This is a genomic window from Agromyces ramosus (genome assembly GCF_004216665.1).
Lineage (GTDB): Bacteria > Actinomycetota > Actinomycetes > Actinomycetales > Microbacteriaceae > Agromyces > Agromyces ramosus.
Genome location: NZ_SGWY01000001.1, coordinates 1098449 through 1124906 on the forward strand (window position 1 = coordinate 1098449; position 26458 = coordinate 1124906).

At 68.6% G+C, this 26458-nt stretch carries 21 protein-coding genes, 2 tRNA genes and 1 pseudogene; 12 read left to right on the forward strand and 12 right to left on the reverse strand.

The features are described from left to right. The first annotated feature begins 20 nt into the window (after positions 1–20). The 3 genes from EV187_RS05145 (at position 21) to EV187_RS05155 (ending at position 2032) form a co-directional block, all read left to right on the forward strand. The gene (locus tag EV187_RS05145; protein ID WP_130351895.1) at positions 21–308 is read left to right on the forward strand and encodes an iron-sulfur cluster assembly accessory protein; all 288 of its coding nucleotides are present in this window, start codon (positions 21–23) and stop codon (positions 306–308) included. Positions 309–439: 131 nt separating this feature from the next. Then, complete coding sequence (locus EV187_RS05150; protein ID WP_130351896.1) at positions 440–1207, forward strand: alpha/beta fold hydrolase; 768 nt, start codon at positions 440–442, stop codon at positions 1205–1207. Between the two features lie 102 nt (positions 1208–1309). Continuing rightward, complete coding sequence (locus EV187_RS05155) at positions 1310–2032, forward strand: IclR family transcriptional regulator (protein ID WP_130351897.1); 723 nt, start codon at positions 1310–1312, stop codon at positions 2030–2032. A 54-nt stretch (positions 2033–2086) separates the two neighbouring features. Here the strand turns inward: EV187_RS05155 and EV187_RS05160 are convergent, their stop codons facing one another. Beyond that, positions 2087–3991, reverse strand: a complete 1905-nt coding sequence (locus tag EV187_RS05160; protein ID WP_130351898.1) for an FAD-binding monooxygenase — start codon at positions 3989–3991, stop codon at positions 2087–2089. A gap of 139 nt (positions 3992–4130) precedes the next feature. Further along, on the reverse strand, positions 4131–4772 hold the full coding sequence (locus tag EV187_RS05165; RefSeq protein ID WP_130351899.1) for a DUF1345 domain-containing protein: 642 nt from the start codon (positions 4770–4772) through the stop codon (positions 4131–4133). A 98-nt stretch (positions 4773–4870) separates the two neighbouring features. Between EV187_RS05165 and EV187_RS05170 the strand changes: the two genes are divergently transcribed. The 6 genes from EV187_RS05170 (at position 4871) to EV187_RS05195 (ending at position 10018) form a co-directional block, all read left to right on the forward strand. Further along, positions 4871–6157: a hypothetical protein gene (locus EV187_RS05170; protein WP_130351900.1), complete on the forward strand. Its 1287-nt coding sequence runs from the start codon at positions 4871–4873 to the stop codon at positions 6155–6157. Positions 6158–6337: 180 nt separating this feature from the next. After that, a complete protein-coding gene (locus EV187_RS05175) occupies positions 6338–6802 on the forward strand; it encodes a hypothetical protein (protein ID WP_130351901.1) in 465 nt (154 codons plus the stop codon). 97 nt (positions 6803–6899) lie between these two features. Next, positions 6900–7382 carry a hypothetical protein gene (locus EV187_RS05180; RefSeq protein ID WP_130351902.1) on the forward strand — a complete coding sequence of 161 codons (483 nt, stop codon included), beginning with the start codon at positions 6900–6902 and terminating at the stop codon, positions 7380–7382. A gap of 269 nt (positions 7383–7651) precedes the next feature. Continuing rightward, entirely contained in the window at positions 7652–8362 is a 711-nt protein-coding gene (locus EV187_RS05185; RefSeq protein ID WP_130351903.1) for a hypothetical protein, read from the forward strand. A gap of 171 nt (positions 8363–8533) precedes the next feature. Beyond that, a complete protein-coding gene (locus EV187_RS05190; protein WP_207221738.1) occupies positions 8534–9373 on the forward strand; it encodes a helix-turn-helix domain-containing protein in 840 nt (279 codons plus the stop codon). A 63-nt stretch (positions 9374–9436) separates the two neighbouring features. Beyond that, complete coding sequence (locus EV187_RS05195; RefSeq protein WP_130351904.1) at positions 9437–10018, forward strand: dihydrofolate reductase family protein; 582 nt, start codon at positions 9437–9439, stop codon at positions 10016–10018. A gap of 607 nt (positions 10019–10625) precedes the next feature. Here EV187_RS05195 and EV187_RS05200 read toward each other — a convergent pair. Then, entirely contained in the window at positions 10626–11009 is a 384-nt protein-coding gene (locus tag EV187_RS05200) for a RidA family protein (protein ID WP_130351905.1), read from the reverse strand. Positions 11010–12194: 1185 nt separating this feature from the next. Here EV187_RS05200 and EV187_RS05205 point away from each other — a divergent pair. Together EV187_RS05205 and EV187_RS18670 are read left to right on the forward strand one after the other, a co-directional pair. Next, complete coding sequence (locus EV187_RS05205) at positions 12195–14321, forward strand: CHAT domain-containing protein (protein WP_130351906.1); 2127 nt, start codon at positions 12195–12197, stop codon at positions 14319–14321. Between the two features lie 29 nt (positions 14322–14350). After that, positions 14351–14638: pseudogene (locus tag EV187_RS18670) on the forward strand (hypothetical protein); the annotation flags it as partial. A 46-nt stretch (positions 14639–14684) separates the two neighbouring features. On the opposite strand, the gene EV187_RS05215 reads toward EV187_RS18670, so the two are convergent. The 6 genes from EV187_RS05215 to EV187_RS05240 all read right to left on the reverse strand — a co-directional run bounded on the left by EV187_RS05215 (position 14685) and on the right by EV187_RS05240 (position 19398). Then, positions 14685–14758 (reverse strand) — tRNA-Met (locus EV187_RS05215). Positions 14759–14793: 35 nt separating this feature from the next. Continuing rightward, positions 14794–14865 (reverse strand) — tRNA-Thr (locus EV187_RS05220). Between the two features lie 65 nt (positions 14866–14930). Beyond that, complete coding sequence (locus EV187_RS05225; RefSeq protein ID WP_130351907.1) at positions 14931–15317, reverse strand: DUF4190 domain-containing protein; 387 nt, start codon at positions 15315–15317, stop codon at positions 14931–14933. Between the two features lie 134 nt (positions 15318–15451). Beyond that, positions 15452–16468 (reverse strand): sugar ABC transporter permease, encoded by a 1017-nt coding sequence (locus EV187_RS05230; protein ID WP_130351908.1) that lies wholly within the window; start codon positions 16466–16468, stop codon positions 15452–15454. Beyond that, the gene (locus EV187_RS05235; RefSeq protein ID WP_130351909.1) at positions 16468–18087 is read right to left on the reverse strand and encodes an ABC transporter permease subunit; all 1620 of its coding nucleotides are present in this window, start codon (positions 18085–18087) and stop codon (positions 16468–16470) included. Before EV187_RS05235 ends, EV187_RS05230 begins: the two co-directional genes overlap by 1 nt. A gap of 78 nt (positions 18088–18165) precedes the next feature. Beyond that, a complete protein-coding gene (locus EV187_RS05240; RefSeq protein ID WP_130351910.1) occupies positions 18166–19398 on the reverse strand; it encodes a sugar ABC transporter substrate-binding protein in 1233 nt (410 codons plus the stop codon). A 271-nt stretch (positions 19399–19669) separates the two neighbouring features. Between EV187_RS05240 and EV187_RS18675 the strand changes: the two genes are divergently transcribed. Next, positions 19670–21589 (forward strand): glycoside hydrolase family 13 protein, encoded by a 1920-nt coding sequence (locus EV187_RS18675; RefSeq protein ID WP_242609439.1) that lies wholly within the window; start codon positions 19670–19672, stop codon positions 21587–21589. A 163-nt stretch (positions 21590–21752) separates the two neighbouring features. On the opposite strand, the gene EV187_RS05260 is transcribed toward EV187_RS18675, so the two are convergent. The 3 genes from EV187_RS05260 to EV187_RS05270 form a co-directional block, all read right to left on the reverse strand. Then, positions 21753–22697: an endonuclease domain-containing protein gene (locus EV187_RS05260; protein ID WP_165391106.1), complete on the reverse strand. Its 945-nt coding sequence runs from the start codon at positions 22695–22697 to the stop codon at positions 21753–21755. 263 nt (positions 22698–22960) lie between these two features. Next, the gene (locus tag EV187_RS05265; RefSeq protein WP_130351912.1) at positions 22961–25141 is read right to left on the reverse strand and encodes a peptidoglycan DD-metalloendopeptidase family protein; all 2181 of its coding nucleotides are present in this window, start codon (positions 25139–25141) and stop codon (positions 22961–22963) included. Between the two features lie 369 nt (positions 25142–25510). Next, positions 25511–26350: an inositol monophosphatase family protein gene (locus EV187_RS05270; protein WP_130351913.1), complete on the reverse strand. Its 840-nt coding sequence runs from the start codon at positions 26348–26350 to the stop codon at positions 25511–25513. Between the last annotated feature and the right edge of the window lie 108 nt (positions 26351–26458).

A 26458-nucleotide genomic window follows, 5' to 3' on the forward strand; every position in this document is an offset into this window, starting at 1 on the left:
TGATCGCAGAGGAGGAGCACATGCTCACACTGACCGACACCGCCAGCACCGTCGTGAAGGAGATCGTCTCCCGCAGGGGCGGCCCCGACGGCACCGGCCTCCGCATCGACATCGAGAGCCCCGAGGCAACGGAGTTCTCCGTGGCGATCGTGCCGACGCCCGAGGAACGCGACGCCGTGGTCGAGCAGGCCGGCGCGCACGTCTTCCTCGGGGAGGACGCCGCCGTGGCGCTCGATGACAAGACCCTCGACGCACGGGTCTCGGAGGACGGCCGCGTCGCCTTCGACATCCTGCCGCAGCACTCCTGACCGGATGCCGCGCCACGGCGCCCCCGCCCGCTCCGGCGTGCGGGGGCGCCGCCCGTCTCGCAGCGGGCCGTGATTGCGGCGAGCAGCCGGGCGCAGCACACTGACTGCAACCGATCCGGAGGGACGACACCATGACCGACCCAGACGTCACGCCCGCGCCCGCGCCGTCACGAGCCGAGGAGTCGGCCGCGGCCAGCGCCGGCGCCGCGCCGGCCACCGCCCAGCACGTCGTGCTCGTGCACGGCGCCTACGCGGACGGCTCCTCGTGGGCCGAGGTCATCCCCATCCTGCAGGCGGCGGGACTCGACGTGACCTCGGTGCAGAATCCGCTCACCTCGCTCGATGACGACGTCGCAGCGACGCGCCGGGCGCTCGACCTGCACGACGGCCCGACGGTGCTGGTGGGGCATTCGTGGGCGGGAACCGTCATCAGCCAGGCGGGTGACGACCCGAAGGTCATCGGCCTGGTCTACGCCGCAGCGCGAGCCCCCGAGGTCGACGAGGACTACGCCGCCCTGGCCGCGAGGTTCCCGACGCCGCCGGCCAGCGCCGGCATCGTCCACGCCGGTGGCTTCGCCCAGCTCGGTGAGCGTGCCTTCCTCGACCACTTCGCCGGCGGAGTGGATCCGGTGCGCGCTCGCGTGCTGTACGCCGTGCAGGGACGGATCGCCGACACGCTCTTCGCGTCGCGGACCACCGTGGCCGCGTGGCATGAGAAGCCGTGCTGGTATGCGGTGTCGAAGCAGGACCAGACGACCTCGCCCGACCTCGAGCGATTCGTCGCACAGCGCATGGGCGCGACGACCATCGAGGTCGACGCCGGCCACCTGGCGATCCTGACCCACCCCGGGGAGATCGCGGACCTGATCCTCGCGGCCTGTGGCATCGGTTCCGCCTGACCCACTGCGGACGCGCTGTTCTATAATCGAACGCACCGCAAATCGGCATCGCTTCCGGCGGTGCGCGACCGCCATGCGCCCGCATCCGACCCCAGGGGGACCATGCCCGCCGAGACCGAGGGCACGACCCCCGCGCCGCACTCGCAGACGCTCTCCCGCGGCATCCGCGTGCTCGAGATCCTGGCGGATGCGCGCGAGCCGCTGTCGATCGACGAGCTCGCGCAGCGACTGGGCGTGCATCGGTCGGTCGCGTATCGACTGCTGCGCACGCTCGAGCACCACCGGCTCACCGTGCGCGACCCTCGCGGGCGGATCATTCTCGGGGCCCGGCTCGCGGCACTCGCGGCGGGCGTCGCCCACGACCTGCAGGCCGAGGCCCTGCCCGAACTCACGAGCGCGGCGAACGAGCTCGGCATGACCTGCTTCCTCGCCGTGCTCGACGGCGACGAGATCGTCACGCTGACGAGCATCGAGCCGCGACACGCGATGGCGTCGGTCGCGCAGCGCCCGGGCACGCGGCACGCGATCGGCGTCGGCGCCCCCGGCAAGGCGATCCTCGCCGCGCTCCCGCCGAGCGAATGGCCGAGCGATGTGGATGCCGCGCACCGGGTCGAGCTCGAGGAGGCGCGAACCCGCGGCTACGCCACGAGTCACGACGAGGTCATCCCGGGCCTGCGATCGACCGCCGTGCCGCTGCAGCTGCCGAGCGGGCAACCCGCGGCGCTCGCGGTCGTCTACGTCTCGAGCGCCCGGTCGGACGGCCAGATCGCCGAGCGGCTCGCGAGCGCCTCACGTTCGATCCGCAGCGCGCTCGGGGCGGCCTGACCCCGACGGCGCACTGCGGCGGGCGCCGAGGTCGCACGCGGGCGGGCTCCGGAGTCACACCGCGGCTGGTGCCTTCGACGACAGGATCGGCCGGAAGAACGCGGCGAGCTCGTCGGTCGCCGTCAGCGGCAGCACGTGCGCGACGTACTGGTCGGGGCGCACCACCACCACGGCGCCGCCACGGTCGATCTCGCGCTCGTCGAAGATGTCCTGCGCGGGGTCGGTGGCGTAGACCCGCTCGTAGTCGATGAGCTCGAACGGGCCGGTACGGGGCTTGAACGCGTCGGGCACCGCATTGATGTCGACGCCCGTGTAGTCCTGTTGGTAGATCACCTTCACGTCGAACCACGCGTCGCGACCGGCGTCCGCCGGCGTCGCGGCGATCGGCGAATCCGGCGCCGTCGCGATCCACTCGGCGAAGTTCGCGACGTCGGATGCCTCGCCGGCGGATGCCGCGTCGGCGAACACGTAGATGCGCCACCGGCCGTCGGCCGTCGCGTGATGCCCGAGGTGCACCGGATTGGCGTCGCACACCCGCACGACCGGCGCGGACTTGAAGCGCTTGCCGATCGGGAACCCGCTCGCGAGATCCTGGTGCGCGGCCTCGCCGACGATCAGCGACGGGGCGTACTGGGTCATGAAGCCGGCGGGGAACTCGAACGTCTGCGCGTAGAACTCCTCGAGCTCCGACGGCGAGGCGAACTCCTCGGGCTTCTTCGCCATCATCGTCGACCACTGCTTGTCGAAGTCGATGAGGTTCTGGGCGACCACCTGCCGTTCGGCGGAGTAGGTGGCGAGCAGGCTCTCGGGGGCTCGACCCTCCAGCACGTGGCCGAGCTTCCAGCCGATGTTCCACCCGTCCTGGATCGACACGTTCATGCCCTGGCCGGCCTTGGCGCTGTGGGTGTGGCAGGCGTCGCCGGCGATGAACACGCGCGGGGTGCGCGAGCCCGCGGCATCCGTCGGCACGTCGTCGAATCGGTCGGTGAGGCGGTGGCCCACCTCGTACACGCTGTGCCATGCCACGTTCTTCACGTCGAGCGTGTAGGGATGCAGGATCTCGTTCGCCGTGGCGATGACCTGGTCGATCGTGGTCTTGCGCACACCGTGGTGGTCGTCGGGCGCGACCTCGCCGAGGTCGACGTACATGCGGAACAGGTAGCCGCCCTCGCGCGGGATGAGCAGGATGGAGCCGGCCTCCGACTGGATCGAGCACTTGGTGCGGATGTCGGGGAAGTCGGTGACCGCCAGCACGTCCATCACGCCCCACGCGTGGTTGGCCTGAGCGCCCGCCATGTGGCATCCGATCGCCGCGCGCACCCGGCTGCGAGCGCCATCCGCCCCCATCACGTACTTCGCGCGCACGGTGCGCCGCTGCCCCTCGCGCTCCCCCGCGGTGTGCACGAGCGACACCGTCACCGGGTACTCGTCGTCGCCCTCGTCGGCGACCTCGAGGCCCTCGAACTCGTAGCCATAGTCGGGCTGCAGGCGCGTCGGCGCGTTCGCGGCGAACTCGGCGAAGTAGTCGAGCACGCGCGCCTGATTGACGAGGAGGTGCGGGAACTCGCTGACGCCGCTCGGATCATCGGGGGTTCGCTTCGCCCGCACGATGCGCGACGGGTCGGCGGGATCCGGCTTCCAGAACACCATCTCGGTCTGCCAGTACGCCTCGGCGACGATGCGCTCGGCGAACCCGAAGGCCTGGAACGTCTCAACGCTGCGGGCCTGGATGCCGTCGGCCTGGCCGATCTCGAGTCGCCCGGGACGGCGGTCGACGATCCGGGTCATGACGTTCGGGAACATGGCCAGCTGGGCCGCGGCGATCATGCCCGCGGGACCGGCCCCCACGATGAGCACGTCGACCTCGTCGGGAAGCTCCTCGGGGCGATCGAGGCCCACACCGGCGGCCGGGAGCACTCGGGGGTCGCCGGAGACGTAGCCGTGGTGGTGGAACTGCACGGGGCTCTCCTCACATCGTCGTGTGGTGCGCGAGGGCACATGTTCGATTATCGAACGTGTCATTCCCATATCGCGCATGGCGATACTATGCCTCCGAACCGCGATGGGCAAACCACGGCTTCGTCGTCGTTCAAGCTCCTCAGAACGCGAATCCGGCGACCAGGTTCACGAGGGTGGCGAGGATCACGGCGCCGAACAGGTACGCCAGCAGGGCATGCCGGATCGCCGCCTGCCGGATGACCGAGGCCGAGATGTTGGTGTCCGACACCTGGAACGTCATGCCGATGGTGAACGCCAGGTAGGCGAAGTCGCCGTAGGCCGGCGGTTCGACCTGGTTGAAGTCGACGCCGCCCGGGCGCCCCGAGTAGTACAGCACCGCGTAGCGCAGGGTGTAGAGCGTGTGGATCAGGAACCACGACAGCACCACGCTCAGGATGGCCACCGCCCCCAGGACGTCGCTCTCGGCGCCCGCCTCCCCCGACGTCAGCACCAGCACGAACACCGTCACCACGAGGCTCGCGAGGCTCGCGAGCACGAGCAGCACGTCGCTCATCGTGCGAGTGGGATCCTCCCGGTAGGCGTGGGCCTTCGTCGTCGGGGCATCCATCCGGCCGATGGTCGCCCAGATCCAGACGAGGTAGACGATGCAGGCGGCCGACCACCCGGCGGCAGCGGCGATGCCGTACTGGCCCACCGCGACGACGATCCCGGCGACCACCGCGCCGACGACGCCCATGACCACGTAGCGCGTGCGTGCCTGACGGCGTTCACGTTGCTTCATAGCCCGATCGTCGCATGCCGGATGGCGCGCTCGAATCGCATCGGTCGTCGGATTTGCGTTGCCACGGACCTTTCCGTCGCTTGTAACTTGGTGCTGTGATGCGCGCGGCAGCTGGTCGGCGGAACTTCGTCGCCGCGGCGACCGAGAGCGTGAGCTTCGCGGTCGCGAATCACCTGACCGCTGCGGCAGTCGTGCTCCCGTTCATCTGCGTCGCGTTCGGCGGGAGCACCTTCGCGGCGGCGCTGATCTTTCCCATCTACATCGCCGCAAACCTGCTCGGGGTGATCCTGGCGCCGCGCGTGCTGGGCCTGCGTTCCGTATCGAGGTCGCTCGCGCTGATCCTGGCCTTGATCGCGACCGTGTTCGCGGTCACCGGCATCGGAATCCTGTTCGTGAGCCCCGAGTGGCTGAACGCACTCCTCCTCGTCGCCGCGGTCGTGGGCCTGTTGTCGGGTGTCGCATCGATCGCCGTGGTGGAGGTGATGTCCTCCTCGCTCGCATCGTCGGAGAAGTCGGCGCTCGGCGTCGTGCAGAGCTCAGGTGGTGCGGTGCTGACCCTGGCGATCACGGTCGTGCTGGCGACGTTCTTCCTCGATCCGAACGGGAGGGACGCCCACCTCGCCCTCCTCTGGATCGGTATCACCGCGATGGTCGTCGCAGCGCTCTCCCTGCTCCGCATTCGCTCGACCGGGTCCGGCGTGGCGACCAGGAATGTGCCGGTCGGCATCCTCACCGCCTTGCGGGCTCGACCCGATCGGAAGAACCCCTGGGTTCGCGAATTCCTCGTCACCCAGGTGCTCTTCCTCTCCATCGCCCTGGGAACGAGCTTCTACAGCGTCCACGGCGCGACCCTGCACGGGCAGAAATCCGAGGCCCTCCACTACATCGTCGCGGTCACGGCGATCGGGACCCTGCTGTTCACCGCGTTGTGGACCTTGAGTCGACACCGGGCGACGATTCGCGGGCTCCTGCTGACGGCGGCGGCGCTCGGTGTCTGCGCTGCCATCGCGGCGCTCATCGCGGACTACAGCGGTGCTGAAGCGCTGCCGATCCTGAGCGGCGTCGTCATCGTCTTCGCCGCAGCCGGTGGGGCGGCGACGACCAGCACGCGGTCGACGTGGATGTATCACAACCTCGGAGAGGAGGCCGATACCGAGGTGATCATCTTCTGCCAGGTCGTGCTGGGCGTCACCGCGACCGCCGTCGGACTCGTCTTCGGCGTGCTCGCCCGCCTCGAGGCCGTCGCGCCGGCATGGGCCATGCTCATCCTGTCGGGCTACGCCCTCTTCCATGCTCGGAGAGGACCCCGCGTCCGCATCGCGGAGCTCGGCCCCGGCCACACGCACAGCAACCACGGACGTCACTTCGGTGGCTTCCACTGGTGACCGCGGCGACGACGCTGCGCTTGACCGGGTCGTACACGGCACAGACGGGCGCCTGCCCGGTGGGGTGAAAGTCGTGCCGCACGCGCTGCCGTGAAGGCCCCTGACCCGGCAGGTTGACCGGCAATTCGTGGCGCGGCCGACGAGCAGACATGCGGACCATCAATCGCGTAGGGTCTGGACGTGGCTCGACGACGTGAACTCTCAGATGTTGCAGATGGCATTTCCGGGCACTTCGTTTTCGATTCGCCAGCGAACCCGGACTGGCCACTCGCCCATGTTGCCCAAGCGGTCCGCGCAGGCGCGGGCACGGCGTACTCGTTCGACATGATCGCGGGTACGGCCAAACCGGCATCTGGCCATGTTCGCTCGGTATCGGAGATGCTGCAGCGCGATCTCGCGCGTCATCTCGGCGTTCGACACTTGCCGCGCGAGTGGGTGCGCGAAGCGTCGCTCACGGTCGACATCGAGGCGTCGACGCCGGGCACGGTCGCCCCGGTACGGTGCCAAGTCCGCATTCTTGACGATCGAGGAATCGCGCACACCACCACAAGACGGGGCAGAACGACAATCCCGGCACGCGTGGCCCCCGCGAGACTACGCCGATGGTTCCACCGCTTGTTCAGCGCACGAGACGACCGTCGTTGAGGGTGCCGGATCGCAGAGCGCCGCTATTCTCCCAGTTCGGGTGTGGAAGCACGTGTGTGGGAGCCGCAGCGAACACGACTTCAAGGAGGGTCATCCGTTGACCACGAATGTGGCCCCGCGGGCCGTCGGACGTGTCGCGCGCATCGTTGGTCTCAGCATCGGCATCCTCTGGGTGCTCGCTGGATCGATCGGTTTCCTCAGCGCCGCCGCAGATCCCGTTGACCTGCTCTCACGGCCGGCGCCTGCTCTTTTCCTGCTGCCGGGTGTTCTGCTCGCGGTTCGCGCGGTGATGATCCGAGTGAGGATCGACGGAGAGACGCTCACAATCGTGAGTTGGTGGCGCACGTACCGGTTCACCAAACACGAGGTGGAGGAACTGCTGGTCGAGCACTACTCCGGGTACATCAACCGCTGGGCCGACACCGACATCATGGCGCGCAACGTCAAGATCATCGGGGTGGCCATCGCGGGGCGCGATCGCTTCTTCCCAGCGACGGCCATGACGAGCGCCAGCGCAAGAAGGATCCTGCCTGACCTCGCCCGCGCACTTGAAGTGGCAATGGAAGTCATGCCGCAATGAGGGATCGCTATACGAACAAGGTGTGGGCGACTCTCACCACCTGTCGACTCACTCCGGGTGAATACGTCGGGAGCGTCCGTCGGGCTCAGACCGGATGTCGACTGCACGTCCGTCTCAGCTGGTCCCAAGGGGTCACCGGAAGGACCTGGCGCGCCCTGCGTCCGTGTAGTTATCTGCGGGAAGGACCGCGCGCCTGCTCGCGACACGAACGGCACTCCTATGAGTTCCCCAGCCGGTACGATCCCACTTGGCCGGACGAGAGGAACCCGATGACCGACGCCACCGCCAGGACGCCGCTCACGAAGCGCCGTGCGTTCTGGATCACGATCACATCGTCGGTGATCGGTGCGGCCATCGTGTCCGCGTTGGTCATATCCGTGGTTCTCGGTGCTGCAGGAGGAGGGATGCAGACTGTGGCGGGCGCGTCGGCCGGCCCGACGGCGACCGCCCCCGAGACGACGCCGACGAGCGCTCCTGTGGTCACGCAGCCGCCCGCCGCGATCGAGACACCCGAACCGACTGCGAATGCGGACCGGATCCCGCATGCCTGTGAGGAGATCTACACCCGCGACCTCACCCCCGACTTCCACGGCCTCACCCTGAACCCGGAATGGACAAACGATCCGGCATGGTGGGGCGGGAGATACTTTGACGAGGATGTCCACCACACCGTCACCTCGCAGTCCGCGATCACCTGCAAGTGGGCGGCAGGCGGGCCGACCGACCGTGGCCTGTTCACCGACATCGCATACATCAGCCCACTGCAGATGACGGAACTGCCCACCCGCCTGCAGCAGCTCGGGCAGACCTGTTATGAGGAGCTGCAAGGCACACGGTGTGTGTATGAGACCCCGAAAACTGATGACGGGAACGCCGGCGAATCCCACTTCTTTCGGGACGGGATCTGGATTGCGACCCACTGGATCAACGCCGGCCCAGACGGGTACACGCACGACATCGTCGCAGCGCTCTTCGGCTAACGCGAACGCACGGTGTCGCTGTCACAGACACGACCCCCGACGACCTCGACGCCGTCGAGCTTCCTGCCGGCACGTGGGTGGCCTTGCCGCGAGCTCTTCGGCGGTGTCGAACGGCAGGCTGACTTCCTGCAGGGCGCAACCGTAGACAAAGCGGTCGGCGATGATGTCAGGGTGGAGTACGTGTCCAAGGTGCCCGGTCCGCCGCTCGACGGCCTGATCGACGACCTCTACTACTTGGAGGGTGCCCCGCCATACTCTCGGTTGATGCTGCCGGCGGCGCCCGCGCCGTTGCTCATCGTCAACCTCGGGGCGCCGTTTCTCATCCGCGCAGGCACCGATATACAAACCGTCGAATACGCCGACGGCTGCGCGGTCACCACGCCCACCCGTGCCTGGGAGTTCGGCTACCCAACCCCGACCCGGTCGGTGGGCGTCCACTTCAGGCCGTGGGGGCTGGCCCCGTTTCTTCCGATGCCCGCTGCGGAGTTGTGCGACCGACCGGCGACGGTGGAGCAGATCTGGGGCCAGCCCGCCATCGCTGAGTTGCGACACCGACTGACGTTGGCGGATGCACCGCAGGAAATGCTGAAGTTGCTCGAGGAGGAACTGGTGCGTCGGCTGCGCGCGATCGACGGCCTGGACATCGTCCGCCATATGAGCAGCGCCATCGCGGAGACCGGCGGAGCGGCGCCGATCAGCGACCTCGGCGTGGCAACACGCGCCAGCAGCACGTACTTGGCGAAGCGGTTCAAGGAGGTCATCGGCGTCACGCCGAAGCGGCTGGCGCGCAGCTACCGATTCACCGCCACCGTGTTGGCGCTCGACGTGGCCGCACCGATCGACTGGGGCGATGTTGCCGCTGGCGCAGGCTACTTCGACCAGGCCCATTTCGTCCACGAGTTCCGGGAGTTCACCGGGCTCACGCCGACCCGGTATGTCGAAGTCCGGCAACGCTTCCTCCGCGAACATCCCGGCCACGCGCTGGATGGCTGGCCGCTGCCAGCCGATTGATTTCTTACAAGAGCGACCACCCACGACACACAAGACTTGGGACTCTGAACAGAGGAGGAACCCATGGGGAAAGTGGTCATGAATGCGTCGGTGTCGGTGGATGGCTTCATTGCGGCTGAGAACGACGATCCCGGTCCACTGTTCGAATGGTTGGTCAGCGGTGACGTGCCGTTGGACGACAGCGGCGTACTGAACGTGTCGCAAGCGTCCTACGACCACATCCGGCCGTACTGGGACCAGATCGGGGTGACGATCGCCGGTCGCCACGTCTTCGACATCACGGACGGCTGGGACGGGACGCCTCCGAGCGGGATCGACCACGTCGTCGTCGTGACACACCGGCCGGCACCCGAGGGCTGGGACTCCAACGCGGCGTTTCACTTCGTCGACGGTATCGAGGCGGCCGTGGCCAAGGCGAGGGAGCTCGCGGGTGACCGCACTGTCGAGGTCGCTGCTGGCGACGTGGGCGGCCAGGCGCTCGCCGCAGGTTTGGTCGACGAGGTACGCATGGACGTCGCGCCCGTCGTGCTCGGGTCCGGCAAGCGGTACTTCGGCTCCGTCGACTCGCAGCACCTGCTGGAGGACCCGAACGTAGTCATTCAGGGCAACCGAGTGCTTCACCTGTGCTATCGAGTGCGCCGTTGACCGATCCCTCATTGGATGGGCGAAGCCTCGTCCGGGTAGGCCTCGTCAGCCAGCGACAACACGATGGGATGTCCCGGTAACGGTTCCCGGGTAGCTGATGTCGCACGAATGCGAGACGGCGAGGGACGAGGGACTCGTGCAGAACGAGTGAGGGGATCGCCTCATCAGCTTGCAGGTCGACAGTTCGTGAATATGCCCATCGCGTGCTCGCGCTGGGGTCTGAGGACCAGGCGCCTTCGACGCTGCCGTCAGCTCGCTCGACGTGAACCATCGCGAACGGGACCCGATGGGCATCGTCGGAGCCACCTCTGGGGGCGATGGTCACGCACCAGCGTCGAGGCGGAGCATCCTCGATGATTGAGGTGGTGACGTCCCAACGGCGTGATGACAACCGCCTCGTGAATCGGAGGACAGGGAGCCCATGGATGCGCGCGCGACTCATGCAATGAGCCTAGGGGCCGGCGTTGTTCGCCCACCGACACCCGCCGACGGCGCCTGCTGACGCTGCACTCTCATCGAGGGACCGGCTTTCGGGCGCAATGAAATCCTCGATGATTTCGACCGCTGTCGACGCGGCCGAAGACGGGGTCTGTGGTGAGCGACGCGGTCAGCTGGCCGTATGCGCGGTCATCATTATCGACACCAGGATGCCTCCCAAGTCAGGTCCGAGCCGGGCGACGGCGCGGGTCGGAAGAGGCTGATCGAAGACCTCCGAGTAGGCCTCGTTCATGCCGGCGAAGTCAGCAGGTTGTGCAAGCAACACGGTGACCAGGGTCACGTCGGCAAGAGTGCTGCCGCTCGCATGAAGGATGGCCTCGCAGTTGTGCAACGCCTGCCGTGTCTGATCCTGAATCGATGACCCGGCCAGCTCGCCGGTCGCCGGATCGATCCCGACCATTCCCGACACGTAGATCGTCGAACCCGCTCGCACACCCTGGCTGTACAGCGGAGAGCTCGGCGCGTTGTCCGTACGGATGATCTGCCTGTTCATGGACCGGAGCCTATGCCTGCCCGGGGCAGAACAACCGAAATGCCGCGCACGCCCTGACATGCACGAACTCGAGACCGCAGCCCGAATGTGACCGGATTGCGGGCGCTGAGCGACCGGCTTTCGGGGCGCGTGAGACGGATGGATAACCGACCGCGAAGGGGCGAACTGTGCCGAGACCTCGAGTTCCGGAGGAGCTGGATACCGCCCTGAGCGGATCAGTTCCACCAGGCACGCACAGAGTCCGATCTGCTCGACGACGGTCTCGACTTCGTCGACGTTCGACTCGACGATGCGGCGGTGCACTGGCGTGAGCCATTCTGAACTGACACCCACTGGGGACTCGCTTACGCCCTCGTGGATCACGTTCTCGTCGCCGACTCAGAGCTGACTTGTTCGAGCTGCGGTCAGAATGTGGACACGCGAATTGACGCGAGCTGAAATCTGTCGACCTGAACGGCCTGAGATCCCCGAGATTCTGCTGTAGCGAGGGAGGGACTCCAACCCGCGACACCACGATTATGAGCCGTGTGCTCGTATCGGCGGCCCGAATTGCCGCAGTCAACCGTCGCGAAGCTCGGGACTTCGCTACTCTTCGCTCACGAGACCGCTACACGGTCATGCGACGAGAACGCCAAGTGTGGCCAGAATGTGGTCACGCGTCTCGCGCAATCGGCGGCTCTTGATGTGATGCATCAGGTCATGCCTGACGGTTCTGGATCAGGACATCTCTCACAGTTGAGGTATCAGGACATCGTGACGGATAGAGGGTTTGGCGGGTTCGTCCGCGGAGTCGGCCGTTGCTGAAGTATTTGGTGCCGCGCTTGGGCCGGATCAGAAACGCAACGGCCGGCCTCCTTGGAGTCGAGCCGGTCGGCTGACGCGCCCGTAGCTGTCATCCTGCTCGAATACGCCAATGGACGTGTGGTCGACCTGATCAGCGGCTTCCACGGGTCGCACACCGGCGTACTCATCCCACATGGTTGGCCTCAACTCCTCAGAGGTGGCCGACGTCGTGCGCGAGGGCCAGCATTGGCTGCAGGAACTGCATCGTTCGTTGGCGGCGGACTCACACCTTCTTCAGCGCAGCTTCCGCGGCAGGTCCATCTTCCCAGGCCATGTGCAATCCGAGCGGAGCTCAGGGCCTCCACGGTTGCGACAGAGTTACCGCTGCGACAGGCTCAGCTCATGGACACCGTGATGGAGCTCGAGATCGGGCCAAGCCCCGAGCCGGGGTCCTTCACGGTGCGCGTGCTCCGGTCGGCCAGTGGCGACGAGCCGACTGGAATCATCACGCTCGACGTCGACGAACTCCTCGCTCACCGGCCGCTCTTGGAAGCCACAGTTCTCTCATCCGCGGTCTCTGCACGGCGCATCCTTCCAGCGACGGAGGTGGTCTTACGTGCCATGGGAGAGCGGTTATTCGTCGCCACGTTCGACGGCGCGGTCGGCGCGGCGTATCGCACCAGCCGGGCGATCGCCTCGGAGCGAGGAACGGCGCTCCAGATCGCGCTGCGCCTGACGGCGCCGGAACTCGCGACGTTACCGTGGGAGTCTTTGTTCGATCCTCAGGCCGGGGTATACCTCTGCCGGAAGGAGCCGCTTGTACGCCACGTCCCCGCGCCACATGCGTCGCCGGCGCTTGCGATTTCACCGCCGTTGCGCATCCTCGCCATGGTGGCCTCGCCACGCGGGCTGCCCAAGCTTGACGTCGAAGCTGAACGCGAGCGCCTGGAGGAGGCGCTGCGGCCTCAGCTCCTCGACGGCCTCATCCACCTCGAGTGGCTCGAGGAGGCATCATGGCAGGGCATCCACAGCAGACTTCTCGCGAAGAAATGGCACGTACTGCACTTCATCGGGCACGGTACGTTCGACACCGAGTCCGATGAAGGAATGCTCGCGTTCGTCGGCCCGGACGGCAGGGCCGATCTCGTCCCGGCGAATGCTCTCGCAGACCTGCTCGACGAGGCCGAGCCAACACCAAGACTCGTCGTCTTGAACTCCTGCCAGTCGGGTGCAACTGGCGCCACCGATCTCTTTTCGGGCACAGCCGCGGCACTCGCGCACAGCGGGATCCGCGCGGTCGCGGCAATGCAGTTCTCGATCAGCGACTCGGCCGCTATCGCGTTCGCACGGGCCTTCTACACTGCGCTTGCCTACGGCCGAGGCGTGGATGAAGCAGTTCGGAGCGGCCGCATCGGAATCCTGGGGCTCGGCCGCGGCACACTCGAATGGGTGACGCCGATGCTCTATCTCCGCGGCGATGATGCGCACCTCTACTCGATCACTCAGGCGCCAGCGTCGACCGAAGTTCCGACGAAGCCAGAACCCAACCCTGACCCGGAAAAGGTAGTGCAGCCGACGTCGCTGCCGGAGGCAGAACCCGAACCTGACCCGGAACCCGTCGTGGAGCCGCGGTCCCTGCCGGAGGCTGAACCCGCACCAACGCCCGACCCGAAGCCGGAGCCCGCACGGGAGCCGAAGTCGCCACTGGACACCGAACCCGAGGCCGCGCCGATTGCAGAACTTGAACCCGAACTAAAACCTGTTCTGGAGCCGAAGTCGCTGCCGGAGGCCGAACCCGAACCCGAACCAACGCCCGACCCGAAGCCGGAGCCCGCACGGGAGCCGAAGGCGCCACTGGACTCCGAACCCGAGGCCGCGTCGATGGAGGAACCCGAATCGGAATCCGAGGCCGGACCATTGCCGAGGTCGGAGGCGGACCCCGAAGCCAGCCCCAACGCAGTTGCTATACAGGCACTGGCAACTGAGGCGAGAGCGGGTGCCTTGACGGAATCCGCCGAGCCGGAGTCCGCGCCGTCCGGAGCCCGACGCCGCTGGGTGCTTTGGATCGGTCTCGGAGGCGTGCTGGTGGTGGCAGTGATCGCGGCCATCAGCCTCTTGCCTCGATGGTACGGCGGGGGCAATCCATCGATCGGTTCCCTGGTTGGAGTTACGGTGCCGATGAATGGGATCACCTCATCCAACCTCTCGTGCCAAGCGGGAGACCGCATGATCATTGCAGCGTCGGGCGAGGGATGGTACGACGCCTCGGACGCGTCGCGAGTCGGTCCGGAAGGGCTCACAAACGGCGAGCTCCCCGAGCTGCGGGTCCTTGGCTCAGCGAACACCGCCTCGCTCATTGGATGGCTCGACACTGACGATGACGACAAGGATCGATTCGCCGTCGGCTCGTCCACGAGCTACGCCTGTCCCGTCGACGGCACGCTATATCTCGGGATCAACGACAAGGAAATCATGGACAATCGCGGCCAATTCGAGGTCGTCGTCCAACATGTCCCCGCTCAGGAGTGAGTGGATGGCCATACCCCAGCGAGTCTAGAGCGAGTCTGGCGGTCGCTTCCGGGGCGAACGTGAAAGCAGTCCAGCGCATGCTTGGGCATGCCTCTGCGGCGAAGACCCTCGACACCTACTCGGACCTCTTCGACGATGATCTCGATATCGTTGCTGTCGACTCTCGACGAGGCCGCGTCGAGAGTTCTGAGCGCGCTCGACTGACACCGAACCGCGGCACGGCTACACGTTGGCGGATCACGATCCCATTGTCGGAATCACACCCAGTCGGTTTGAGATGTGGTCAGAATGTGGACACGCGAATCGACGCGAGCTGAAATCCGTCGACCTGAACGGCCTGAGATCCGCGAGATTCTGCTGTTGTAGCGAGGGCGGGACTCGAACCCGCGACACCACGATTATGAGCCGTGTGCTCTAACCACCTGAGCTACCCCGCCGGGTAGGCCTCGTCGGTCGGACCGAAGAGAACCAGAGCCCCGAGTCAGGATTGAACTGACGACCCCTTCCTTACCATGGAAGTGCTCTACCACTGAGCTATCGGGGCGTGTGCCGAACTCGGCAACCGTACGAGGATATCACCTCGCAAGGTGTGCTCCGAATCGGCTGGCGTCAGCCGATTGCGGACTCCGACACCACCACGAACGCCACGAACGCCACGTAGGCGGCGATCCCGAGCACCGCGATTCCGGTGAAGACGTACCCGAGAATGAGGCCGGTGAGCGCGGCCGCGCCACCCTGATCGCCGGTGCGGCGGATCTGGCCGCGCGCCAGATGGCCGCACACGATCGCCGGGATCGAGCCGATCGGCCCGAGAACGACGAACGACAGCGCGAGCCCGAGACTCACCCACGCGAGCACGTTGTGCGGCCGGGTGGGCGACGCGGGTGCGTGCACAGCGACCTCCGCCGGCACAGACTCAGCCGCCGGCACAGGCCCAGCCGACGGCGGCAGGGTCGGTATGGGTGTCGGCGCAGGGGCGGTCGGCAGGACGTCCATTCGGGCTCCATCGTCAGGGTCGCGCGCGTCGAGAGGTCGCCGCGCGAGCCGGGGGTCGGGGGTCGGCTCAGACTATCGGCGTGCGCGGGTCCGAGACGGATGCCGCAGGCAGGTCGCCCGCGGCATCCGCTCGACTACTTGACCGCCCCGGCCGTGAGGCCGCCGACGATGTACTTCTGCAGCCAGAGGAACAGCGCCACGACCGGCAGCATCGCCATCACGGCACCGGCCGAGAACGCACTCCAGTCGGCGTACCGAGGGTTGGACACGAGCTTCGTCAGGCCCACCGCGAGCGTCTGCTTCTCGGTGTCGATGAGGATCACGGATGCCACGGCGAACTCGTTCACCGAGAAGATGAACGACAGCAGCGCCACGACCGCGAGGATCGGGGCCGCGAGGCGCAGGATGATCGTGAAGAAGATGCGAGCATGGCCCGCGCCGTCGATCTTCGCGGCCTCGTCGATCGACGCCGGGATCGTGTTGAAGAAGCCGTACATGAGGAAGGTGTTCACGCCGAGCGCCCCGCCCAGGTACACCATGATCAGGCCGATGTGGGTGTTCAGGCCGATCGCCGGGAACCAGTCCGAGATCGCGCTCATCAGCAGGAAGATCGCGACGACGGCGAGCATCTGCGGGAACATCTGCACGATGACGATGGAGACGAGTCCGACTCGGCGCCCCGTGAAGCGCATGCGCGAGAAGGAATACGCGGCGAGCGCGCCCAGGAACACCGTGCCGACGGCCGTGATGCCGGCGATGACGATCGTGTTCGCGAACCACTGCGTGAACGGAACCTGCGGGTCGGTGAGGATCCGCACGTAGCTCTCAAGTCCGATCTTCGAGAAGAGCGCGTTCGATCCGGTGAGCGTGCCCTGCGGGTTCAGCGACGACGACACGACGAACACGATCGGGAAGAGCGCGAACACCACCATCACGATGCCCACGATGTGGCGCCAGCCGGTCGCGCGGAACCATCGTCCGAAGCTGAAGGGCTTGCGCGGGGGAACGTACTCCGTGCCGCCGGGTCCGCCGGCGTCCGCATCCGCGATCGCACGACGCCTCGCCTCGGTGTCGAGCCCCGCCGCGAGGATCTCGGCCTCGACGACCGGCCCCTCGACCCACGACCGGTGCTGCTTCGTCTCCTTGGCCATCAGTTCAGCTCCTCGAGGGTCTTGGTGCGGCGGAAGGCGATGACCGCGATCACGGCGACGATGATGAAGATGATGATCGAGTACGCGCTCGCCAGGCCGTAGTCACGCGACTGGCCGGTGAACGCGACCTTGTAGACCATCGTGATGAGGATGTCGGTGAAGCCGACCGGGATGGGGGCGTTCGAGTCGCGCGGCCCGCCATCGGTGAGCATGTAGATGGTGTTGAAGTTGTTGAAGTTGAACGCGAACGATGCGATGAGCAGCGGGGCGACGGTCACGAGCAGGAGCGGCAGCTTGATCAGGCGGAACACGGCCCAGGGCTTCGCGCCGTCGACGGTCGCGGCCTCCTGCAGCTCGTCGGGGATCGACTGCAGCGCACCCATGCACACGAGGAACATGTAGGGGAAGCCGAGCCACAGGTTCACGAGCAGCACTGAGAACTTGGCCACCCATGGATCGGTGAGCCATGGGATCTCGGCGCCGCCGAGCAGCACCTGGTTGATGAACCCGAAGCTCTCGTTCATCATGCCCGCCCAGATCAACGCCGAGAGGAATGACGGGATGGCGTACGGCAGGATCATCAGCACCCGGTAGTACCTGCGGCCACGCATGCGCACGTCGTTGAAGACGATCGCGAGGAACAGCCCGAGGAAGAACGTCGAGGCGACCGAGATGAGCGCGAACGCGAACGTCCAGAGCGTGACGTAGACGAGCGGCTGCGCGAGGCGCGGGTCGGTGACGGCCCGCACGAAGTTGTCGAAGCCGACGGTGATCTGCCAGCCGGGCAGCAGCTCCTCGCCGTCGTCGGAGGTGAAGGCGCCGGTGCCGATATCGGAGTACACCGTGCCCGTCGTGACATCCGTCATCGTGCCGGATGCCTCGTCGTACTCGAGCGTCGAGACGTACTGGTAGGCGCTCGAGCCGTCGGGCGTGCGGAGGGCGCCGTCGTTCGGGTCGTCGGACACCGGCACGGCGAGCTCGGTGATCTCGTCGGTGCGGGCGATCACGTCGGCGAACTGGAGCGTCGTCCAGCCGTCGACCGCCACGGCCTTCTCGCCGTCGAACTCGGCGTCGACCTCGTCGAGGGGCGTGTCGTTCGTGCCGATGAGGGCGTCGCCGTCGGGGTCGGTCACGAGCAGCCCGAGGGTGCCGGCCCGGTCGACGACCGTCACCGGGTAGGCCGGCGAGTCCTCGACGCGCTGCAGCGACGAGGCCATGAGCGACGAGACGGCCTGCTCCTTCGAGCCGTTGTGCCCGGTGCCGTAGTTCGTGAAGGCGATGTAGCCGGTGTAGACGAGCACGAACACCTGGAACAGCACCAGGAAGATGAGGCCCGGCGTGAGGTACTTCGCCGGGAGCTTGCGACGCGAGAAGTAGATCCAGTTGACGGCCGCGGCGACGACGGCGACGACCGCGGCGACCAGCCACTGGTTGTTCATCACGAGCACGAACACGGCGTACACCGCGATCGCGTCGAGGATGGCGAGCATCACGATCTTGAGCAGGATCATCTTCAGGCCGCCGGATGCCGCATCGGCGATGTTCGCGGCCCGTCGCTGCCGGTTCGTCGGCTTCTGCGGCGTCTCCGCCGTGACGTCTTCGTCGATCGTGGTGGTCATCCTGCTCGCTCTTCTCGTCGAACGTGAGTGCTCCGGGTCGGATGCCGCAGCGGCATCCGACCCGGAGTCGTTCACTCGTTACTTGGTGATCGCGGCCTGCACGTCGGTCGTGAGCTTCTGCCACGTCGCGACGGGGTCGGCGCCGTTGATGACGTCGGCCTCGGCGATGCCCCAGTACTGCCACACCGATCCCATGGCCGGGATGGCCGGCATCGGCACGGCCTCGGCGCCGACGGCGGCGAAGCCCGCGATGATCGGGTCGCTCGACGCGGTCTCAGCCGCGGACGAGAGCGCCGGGAGGATGTTGCCGGCCTCGAAGAGCTCGAGCTGCACGTCCTCCGTGCCGATGTAGTTGACGAGGAAGTCGTTCGCGGCGACCTTGTTCTCCGACTCGGCCGAGACGAAGAAGCCCTTCACGCCGGCGAACGGCGAGGCGGGGGCGCCAGTCGGGCTGGGCACGGTGTCGATCGCGACGTTGACGCCGGCGTCGAGCGCCGCGCCCACGTTCCACGGACCGGTGAGCCAGAAGGCGGCCGTGCCGTCGATGAACGCCTGCTTGGCGATGTCGCCGTCGATGTCGGTGTTGAACACGCCCGTGCCGTTCTTGCCCTGGCTGCCGAGCCACGTGGCGAACAGCTCGCCGCCGGGGCCGCCGAGGCGGAGGTCGGCGGGGTCGTAACCCTGGTCGTTCGTGCCGAACACCGGGGCCTCGAACGCGGTCTGGAACGGGTACAGGTGGTAGGGATTGCCCTCGGCGCCCTGCTCCACAACGAAGGGCTGCGTGAGGCCGGCGGCCTGGCCCTTGGCGATCATGTCGTCGAAGCTCGTGGCGGCCTCGGGAACGAGGTCGGCGTTGCGGAGCACCGCGATGTTCTCCACCGCGTAGGGGAGCATGTAGGTCTGGCCCTCGTAGGTCGCCGCGTCGATCGCGACGGGGAGGTAGTCGCCGGATGAGTCGCCGAGCTCGATCGGCGCCACGACGCCGTTCGTCGAGAGCTCGCCCAGCCAGTCGTGCGCACCCATGGTGATGTCGGGGCCCTTGCCCGTCGGCACCTGCTGGATGAAGTCATCCTTGATGTCGGCGTTGTCCTTGCCGACGAGCTCGACCTCGACACCGGTCTTCTCGGTGTAGGCCTCGGCCGCGCCCTTCAGCGCGTCGACGCGCTCGGCGTCGACCCAGACCGTCAGCGTGCTGGCGGCAGAAGCGTCGCCGCCCGATCCGCTGTCGCCGGCCGAGCAGCTCGCGAGACCGAGGGTCGCGACGACCGCGACGGCCCCGGCAGCGAGGAGGCTCTTCGTGTTCACCCTCATTGGTGTGCCCTTCTCAGTGTGCGTGGAGTCGGCGCCTTCGCCTGGTGAGGGAGCTGTGTTCCCCGTTCCGAAGCCGGAACCGCGCACCGTGCCCGAAAGGCCGTTCTTCCGTGTGGAGTGCTCGCGATATGCAAGCGATTACAGGTATACCCTGCATGGCGTCCATTACCAAACCGGAGGCCCAGCATTGATACCGGTTCGTGATGATGACGTTACGGGCCGTTGCTGCAAGCGTTTCCATGATGTATCGAGATGACGTACAGTTTCCGTCATGACTTCCGAGTGGTGGCGCACTGCCGCGATCTACCAGATCTACCCCCGGTCGTTCGCCGATGCGAACGGCGACGGCATGGGCGACCTCGCCGGCATCACGAGCCGGCTCGGTGACCTGCAGGAACTGGGGATCGACGCGATCTGGCTCTCCCCCTTCTACACGTCTCCGCAGCGCGACGCCGGCTACGACGTCGCCGACTACTGCGACGTCGACCCGCGATTCGGCACGCTCGCCGACTTCGATGCGATGCTCGCCGAGGCGCACGCCCGCGGCATCCGCGTGATCATCGACCTGGTGCCGAACCACTCGTCGGACGAGCACGAATGGTTCCAGGCGGCGCTCGCCGCCCCGGCCGGCAGCGCCGAGCGGGCCCGCTACCTGTTCCGCGACGGCCGCGGCCCCGGCGGCGACGAGCCCCCGAACAACTGGGAGTCGGTCTTCGGCGGCCCGGCCTGGACGCGCGTCGTCGAGCCCGACGGCACCGCCGGCCAGTGGTACCTCCACCTCTTCGACAGCTCGCAGCCCGACTTCGACTGGACGAACGACGAGGTGCGCGAGGAGTTCCGCCGCATCCTGCGCTTCTGGCTCGACCGCGGAGTCGACGGATTCCGTGTCGACGTGGCCCACGGCATGATCAAGGCCGACGGCCTGCCCGACTACACGCCTCCTGCCGAGGGCGGCAGCATGGGCGGCGCGGGCGGCGTCGTCGAGCCGGTGGTGTTGTCGGCTGGCGCGGGCGCGTCGGTCGGGTCGGCCGAATCGGTGGTGTCGGTCGGGTCGGCGGGTGAGCTCGTCGGCGCCGGTGTCGGGTCGGCGGCCCGTTCCGCGGCCGGCGCTGCGGCGGGTGGCGCGGCGGCGGCGGGCGCGGCGGCGGCCGTCGCTGCGGCGAGTTCCGCGGCGGGTCCCTCGGTCTCCGCGACTCGGGAATCCGTCGGTGTCGACGCGACCGGTGTCGCACTCGAGCCCGCGATCAGCGACGAGGCCGGCGATAGGGCGCCCTATTGGGGACAGGACGGCGTCCACGAGATCTACCGCGACTGGCGCGCACTGCTCGACGAGTACCCCGGCGAGCGCATCCTCGCCGCCGAGGCCTGGGTCGACCCGCTCCCCCGCGTCGCCAAGTGGGTCCGTCCTGACGAGATGCACCAGGCGTTCAACTTCGCCTACCTCGAGACGCCGTGGAACGCCGCGGCCCTCCGCACGGTCGTCGACGCCTCGATCGCCGCGTTCGGGGGCGTCGGCGCTCCGTCGACCTGGGTGCTCTCCAACCACGACGTGGTGCGCCACGCCACGCGTCTCTCCGTCAGCGAGGCCAACCCGCAGGGCCACGGCCTCGGCCCCCGCTCGAAGGGCCTGCCCGCGTACGCGCCGGGCGTGCGGCGCGCCCGCGCCGCGACCGCCCTCATGCTCGCGCTGCCCGGCTCCTCGTACCTGTACCAGGGCGAGGAGCTCGGCCTGCCCGAGGTCATCCACCTGCCCGACGACGCCCGCCAGGACCCCACGTGGTTCCGCACCGACGGCGAGCGCTACGGCCGCGACGGATGCCGCGTGCCGATCCCGTGGGAGGCCGACGCGCCGAACTACGGCTTCGGCCCCGACGGCGATCCGTGGCTCCCGCAGCCGGCGCAGTGGGCGGAGCTCGCCCGTGACCGCCAGCGCGGCGTCGAGGGCTCGACGCTCACGCTCTACCAGGACGCGCTCCGCCTGCGCCGCGAGCACGACCTCGGCGCCGGATCGCTGGAGTGGCTGTCCGGGTTCCCCGAGGCGATCGTCGCGCTGCGCAACGGCGACGTCGTCGTGGTGGCGAACACGGGCACCGAGCCCGTCGAGCTCCCCGAGGGCGAGTTGCTGCTCGCGAGCGGCCCGCTCGACGGCCGCTCCCTCCCGCACGACACGACGGCCTGGCTCCGCGCCTGACCCCACGCACGGATGCCGCGGCGGCGCGCCGCTCGCCGGGCGCGCGCCGCGGCATCCGCTCCCCCCGCCGGGCGCCGCGCCGCAGCATCCGCTCCCCCGGCTTCCTCTCGATTGCATGACGAGACGAGTGCTGCATCCTCCATACGGGCTCGATGAGCTCTCGTCATGCGAACGCAAGCCGGTCGAGGCGACGGAACGGCACCGCAGCGGCGGAATGCTCGGCAGCGCGGTGTCCCCACCGGTGCCCGCCTCGCCGAACGAGCTCGAGGATGCCGCTGCTGACCGCGTCCCACTCGTTCAGCACCATCCGATAGCTGAGTCGCACCACGGTGTAGCCGCGCATGACGAGCTCGAAGTCGCGGCGCCGGTCGGCCTCGAACTCGGGGCCAGTGTGGAATCCCTCGCCATCGACCTCGATGACGAGCCGATCGCCGACGAGCAGGTCGACGTGGCCGACCCGTGGGATGAACACTTGCACCCGATGCCGGATGCCGTGGGTGCGGAGGAACAGCCGCACGATCGTCTCGATGCCCGACGCGGACCCCGGGTTCACGCGATCGACGAGAGATCTCCGCGATGAGGGGGCGAGTGCTCGCACCTGATCGAGGTCGCCGACGGAGATCGCTCCCACCGACACGGCCGAGTCCATGGCCACGATCGCCGCCGTCGGCTCGGCGCAGGCGAGCATCTCGGCGAGGGCGATCGGCAGGGCATCCCGCGCGCCCGTGATCACGGGGACGGTGCGATAGTGCAGGCACACCGCATGGCGCCGCCGGTCGAGCGGTTCGTCGGAGGCATCCGGGTTCCTGAGCCTCCCGGTGCTGCTCGGGACCCTCACGTGCAGGAGCGGATCGCCGAGCAGCCAGACGCCTTCGAGACGTGCTGCGGATGCCGCCGTGACCGCGCCGCCCACGCGAGCCGCCCGCACGACGTCTCGTGGGGCATCGGGGATGGCGAACCATCCGCGCCGGACCCGCTGAATTGCGTGATCCGACACTGCTGCCGACACGGCGGCTCGCGGAATGCCACCCCTGTCGAGCTCGCGGTACGAGAGGGCGCCGCCGTTCGCGCGGATGAACTGGATGACGTGACCATGCTTGCGGTCCATCAGGGGAGTCTGCGTGCCCTGATCTGCGTCGGTCAGCGGCCCTACATCATCGAGGGACGATCGACCGGATGGCCGCCTTGTCGAGGAATGCATGACGAGAGCGCGACGAGTTTCGCCTGGAGCATCCGACCGCGGCTGATCATGCAAACGCTCGTGGCCTCCGCGGAGGAGGTCGGCTGAGATGGCCGCTCGGTGCGCGCGCGGACGCGGCCAGGCGGGTGCGCAGCCCGGCCAGGAAGGGCGGCGGGCCGCCGCGGCATCCGCTAGTTCGTGTTGGCGTAGAGCCACTCGAGCGGGTCGACCTTGGTGCCGTCGACGCCGCCGATGCGGATCTCGAAGTGCAGGTGCGGGCCGGTCGACATGCCCGTGTCGCCGGTCGTGCCGATCACGTCGGCCACGTGCACGGTGTCGCCCACCTCGAAGCGGCGCGAGTCGTACTCCATGTGCGCGTAGACGCTGGTGATGAGCTCGCCGTCGATCACGTGGTCGATCATCATGACGACGCCGAGCGAGCCGCCGGAGTCGGTCGACACGGCCACGGTGCCATCGGCGATGGCCTGGATCTCGGCGCCGAGGCCCGGGTTGAAGTCCTGGCCGCCGTGGTCGCTCGAGCACCCGGCGCAGTTGCGGTAGCCGAAGTGGTCGCCGATGTGCACGCCGACGGCGAAGGGCCACTGGATCGTGCCGGCCGGGTTGTTCGTGAAGTCCCCGGCGGCGCGGATGCCGGCGGCCGCCGCGTACTCCTGGATGGTCTGGTGCTCGTAGCCCTCGCGCTGCATGCTCTGCGCCACGATGTCGCCGTTCACCACCACGCGCTGCCCGTCGATCGAGTCGGTGCCGTAGTTCGCGAGAGCCAGCGCCTGGACATCCTCGGGCGACAGCAGCGAGAGCGACGGGATCGTCGTGGCCACGGCGAGGAGCGCCGCGAAGCTCATCGCGACCATGCTGACCATGCGGCCGGCCGCGCGGCGCCGACGGGTGGGGGCGGATGCCGCGGGGCGCGTGCTCGGGCGGCTCGCGGCGGGCACGGGCATCCGGCGAGCCGCCGCGCCGTGCCGCACGTCGGAGCGCACCGCTCCGACACGGGATCCGCGGGAGCGCGAAGCACCGGCCCGGGAGGCGTCGGCGCGGAGCGTGTCGCCTCGAGGCGTAGCGGCGAGCTCGGGCGAGCGGCGCGTCGACGGGGTCGCGTCGGCCGCGGAAGCCGGACGGACTGGCTCCGGCGTCGCTCCGAACCCGAGCAGCTCGGAGACTCCGGTCACGTCGGCCGGCACCACGGGCGACGGGTCGGATTCACGCAGTCGATCGCGGCCGCGGAGCGGGGCCGCCTCGAGGTTGAGGGACGCCCGCGACGGACCCGTGGACGGATCCACGGTCGGCAGCGCACCGGCGGCGGCGGCGATCGCCGCGGCGAATCCGGCGGCCGCGTCGGCCGGCGGCACGACGCCTGAGGAAGCGCGGGCTACGGGACCGGATACGAGCCCAGCGGACGCGGAGGCCGCGGTGGCGGCGATCCCGGCCGTGCCCGTGATTCCGCCGACGAGGCTCGCGAGGTCGCCGTCGATCGCGTCGAGCGCGGCGGGCATCGACGCGCCACGGCGTGGACCGGCCGGAGCGGATCCGGAGGTCGATCGCCTGCCGGCCTTGCCTGCCTTCGGAGCCTTCTCGGCCTTGGGGGCCTTTCGGGCCTTCTCCGCCTTGGGAGCCTTCGCCGCCTTCCGATCCGCCCGCGCGCTCCGGCCGCCGTGATCGCCGCGACGGCCGCGAGGTGCGTCCACGTCGGCATCGCTCGCGAAGTCGGCATCGTCGTCGCCGAGCCCGGCGAACAGCGCGTCGAATCCGGGTGCCTCGTCGCGGCGAGCGGCCGAGCCGGCGCCGGGAGCCGTCGAGCGGCGGGGGGAAACGGAGGAGGCCGAGCTGCGACCGGAGGAGCGGTCGGCCTGCTCGGCCTCGGAGGGTGGGGAGGTGTCGACGCCACGGCGCCGAAGCGCTGTGGTCTCGACGGCCTGATGGGACGCGGCATCCGCGGCGCCGAAGATGGAGTCGAAGGCGGGACGCTGGGGGGCGGGCTGGGCGGGTGCGGGAGCCTGCGGCGCCGAGATCTGCACGGCTGGGGCGACTGGGGCGGTCTGCTGCTGCATGGCCGTGGCGGCCGGGGCGGGCGGCTGCTGCATCGCCGTGGCGGCTGGGGCGGTCTGCTGCTGCATCGCCGTGGCGGCCGGGGCGGGCGGCTGGTGCGTGGGATAGCCGGCCTGCGCCTGCTGCACCGGATACCCGGCGGGCGGCGGTGCGGCGAATGCGGCGGCGGCCGCCGCGGCCGCGAGGCGCTGGGCCTCGGCCGTCTCCCGTTCCCGGATCTCCCGTCTCGTCAGGGGTCGCTCAGGCCGCAATGGGACCTGGGTGCCTGGCGCAGAACCGTCGGGCACGAGGGGGGACTCGAGCACGTGGGGGGACCTTCAGCGTTTCGGGGGCGGGAAGGGACTGGGAGGTGAGCATCACGACTCGACGTCGAGATAACGGGTTGGTAAAGCGTAACCGTTCTCGTCGGCCCGCGCCACGCGACGCGGAGATTCCCGTCCGTCTCGAACGTCGTCGAGCACGACATCCGCACAGGGCCGCGGATGCCGCGCCCGGCAGCGGGCGCGCGCGAATCCGCGACACGCCGAGCGGGTCGTCCGCGACGGAGGCCGGCGGCGAGCGCACGAGCCGCTCGGACGAGCGCAGAGCGGTCCCTTCTGCGCACCTCCACGCTGCACCGGCAGCACCCGTCAACCGGCCGGCCGCCGGGCACCGTTGCCGCCAGGCCGGGCCCCTCAGGCGTCGACCCCCGCCTCCCGCAGCGCGCGGGCGAGCTCCTCGTAGAGCCCGGGCGCCGCGGCGACGAGCAGCTCGCTGTTCTCGTGTCCGCCGCGGGGCCCGCCCAGGCGAGCACCGGCCTCGCGGGCGATGAGCGCTCCGGCGGAGTAGTCCCACGCGTTGAGGCCGCGCTCGTAGTAGGCGTCGATCCGACCGGCCGCGACGGCGCACAGGTCGAGCGCCGCGGAGCCTGCCCGACGGATGTCGCGGATCCTCGGCAGCAGCCCGAGCAGCACGGCAGCCTGCTCACGGCGATGCTCGGCCGCGTACCCGAATCCGGTGCCGACGAGCGCTGCGGAGAGCGGCACGGCGTCGTTGACCGCCAGGTCGCGTCCGGCGAGCCGTGCGCCGCCGCCGGCTGTGGCCTCGAACAGCTCACCCGTGACGGGGTTCACGACCACGCCCGCGATGGTCGTTCCGCCGATCGCACCGCCACCCGCACCCTCGACCACGGCGATGCTCACCGACCACGCGGGGATGTCGTACAGGAAGTTCACGGTGCCGTCGATCGGATCGACGACCCAGTCGAGGCCGCTCGTACCGATGTGCGTGGCGTCCTCCTCCCCGACGATCCCGTCGTCGGGGCGCGCTTCGAGGATCAGCGAGCGGATGAGCGTCTCGGTGTCGCGGTCGACGGCGGTCACGATGTCGGTCGGCGTCGACTTGGTGGCCGCGACGCTCACCCCGGCCCGCCGCGCCTCGAGCGCGAACTCCGCGGCCCGTACGGCGATATCGCGCGCGAGGTCGAGCAGGGCGGCGGATGCCGCGGAGGCTGGGGATGCGACGTGCTGGCTCATGCCCATCACGCTACGCCCCCGGGCCGATCGGGAGCCGCCGACGTGACCCGCCGCGACGTGACCCACACGACATTTGCGACGACGCCGAGAACGACGAAAGCCCCGGGT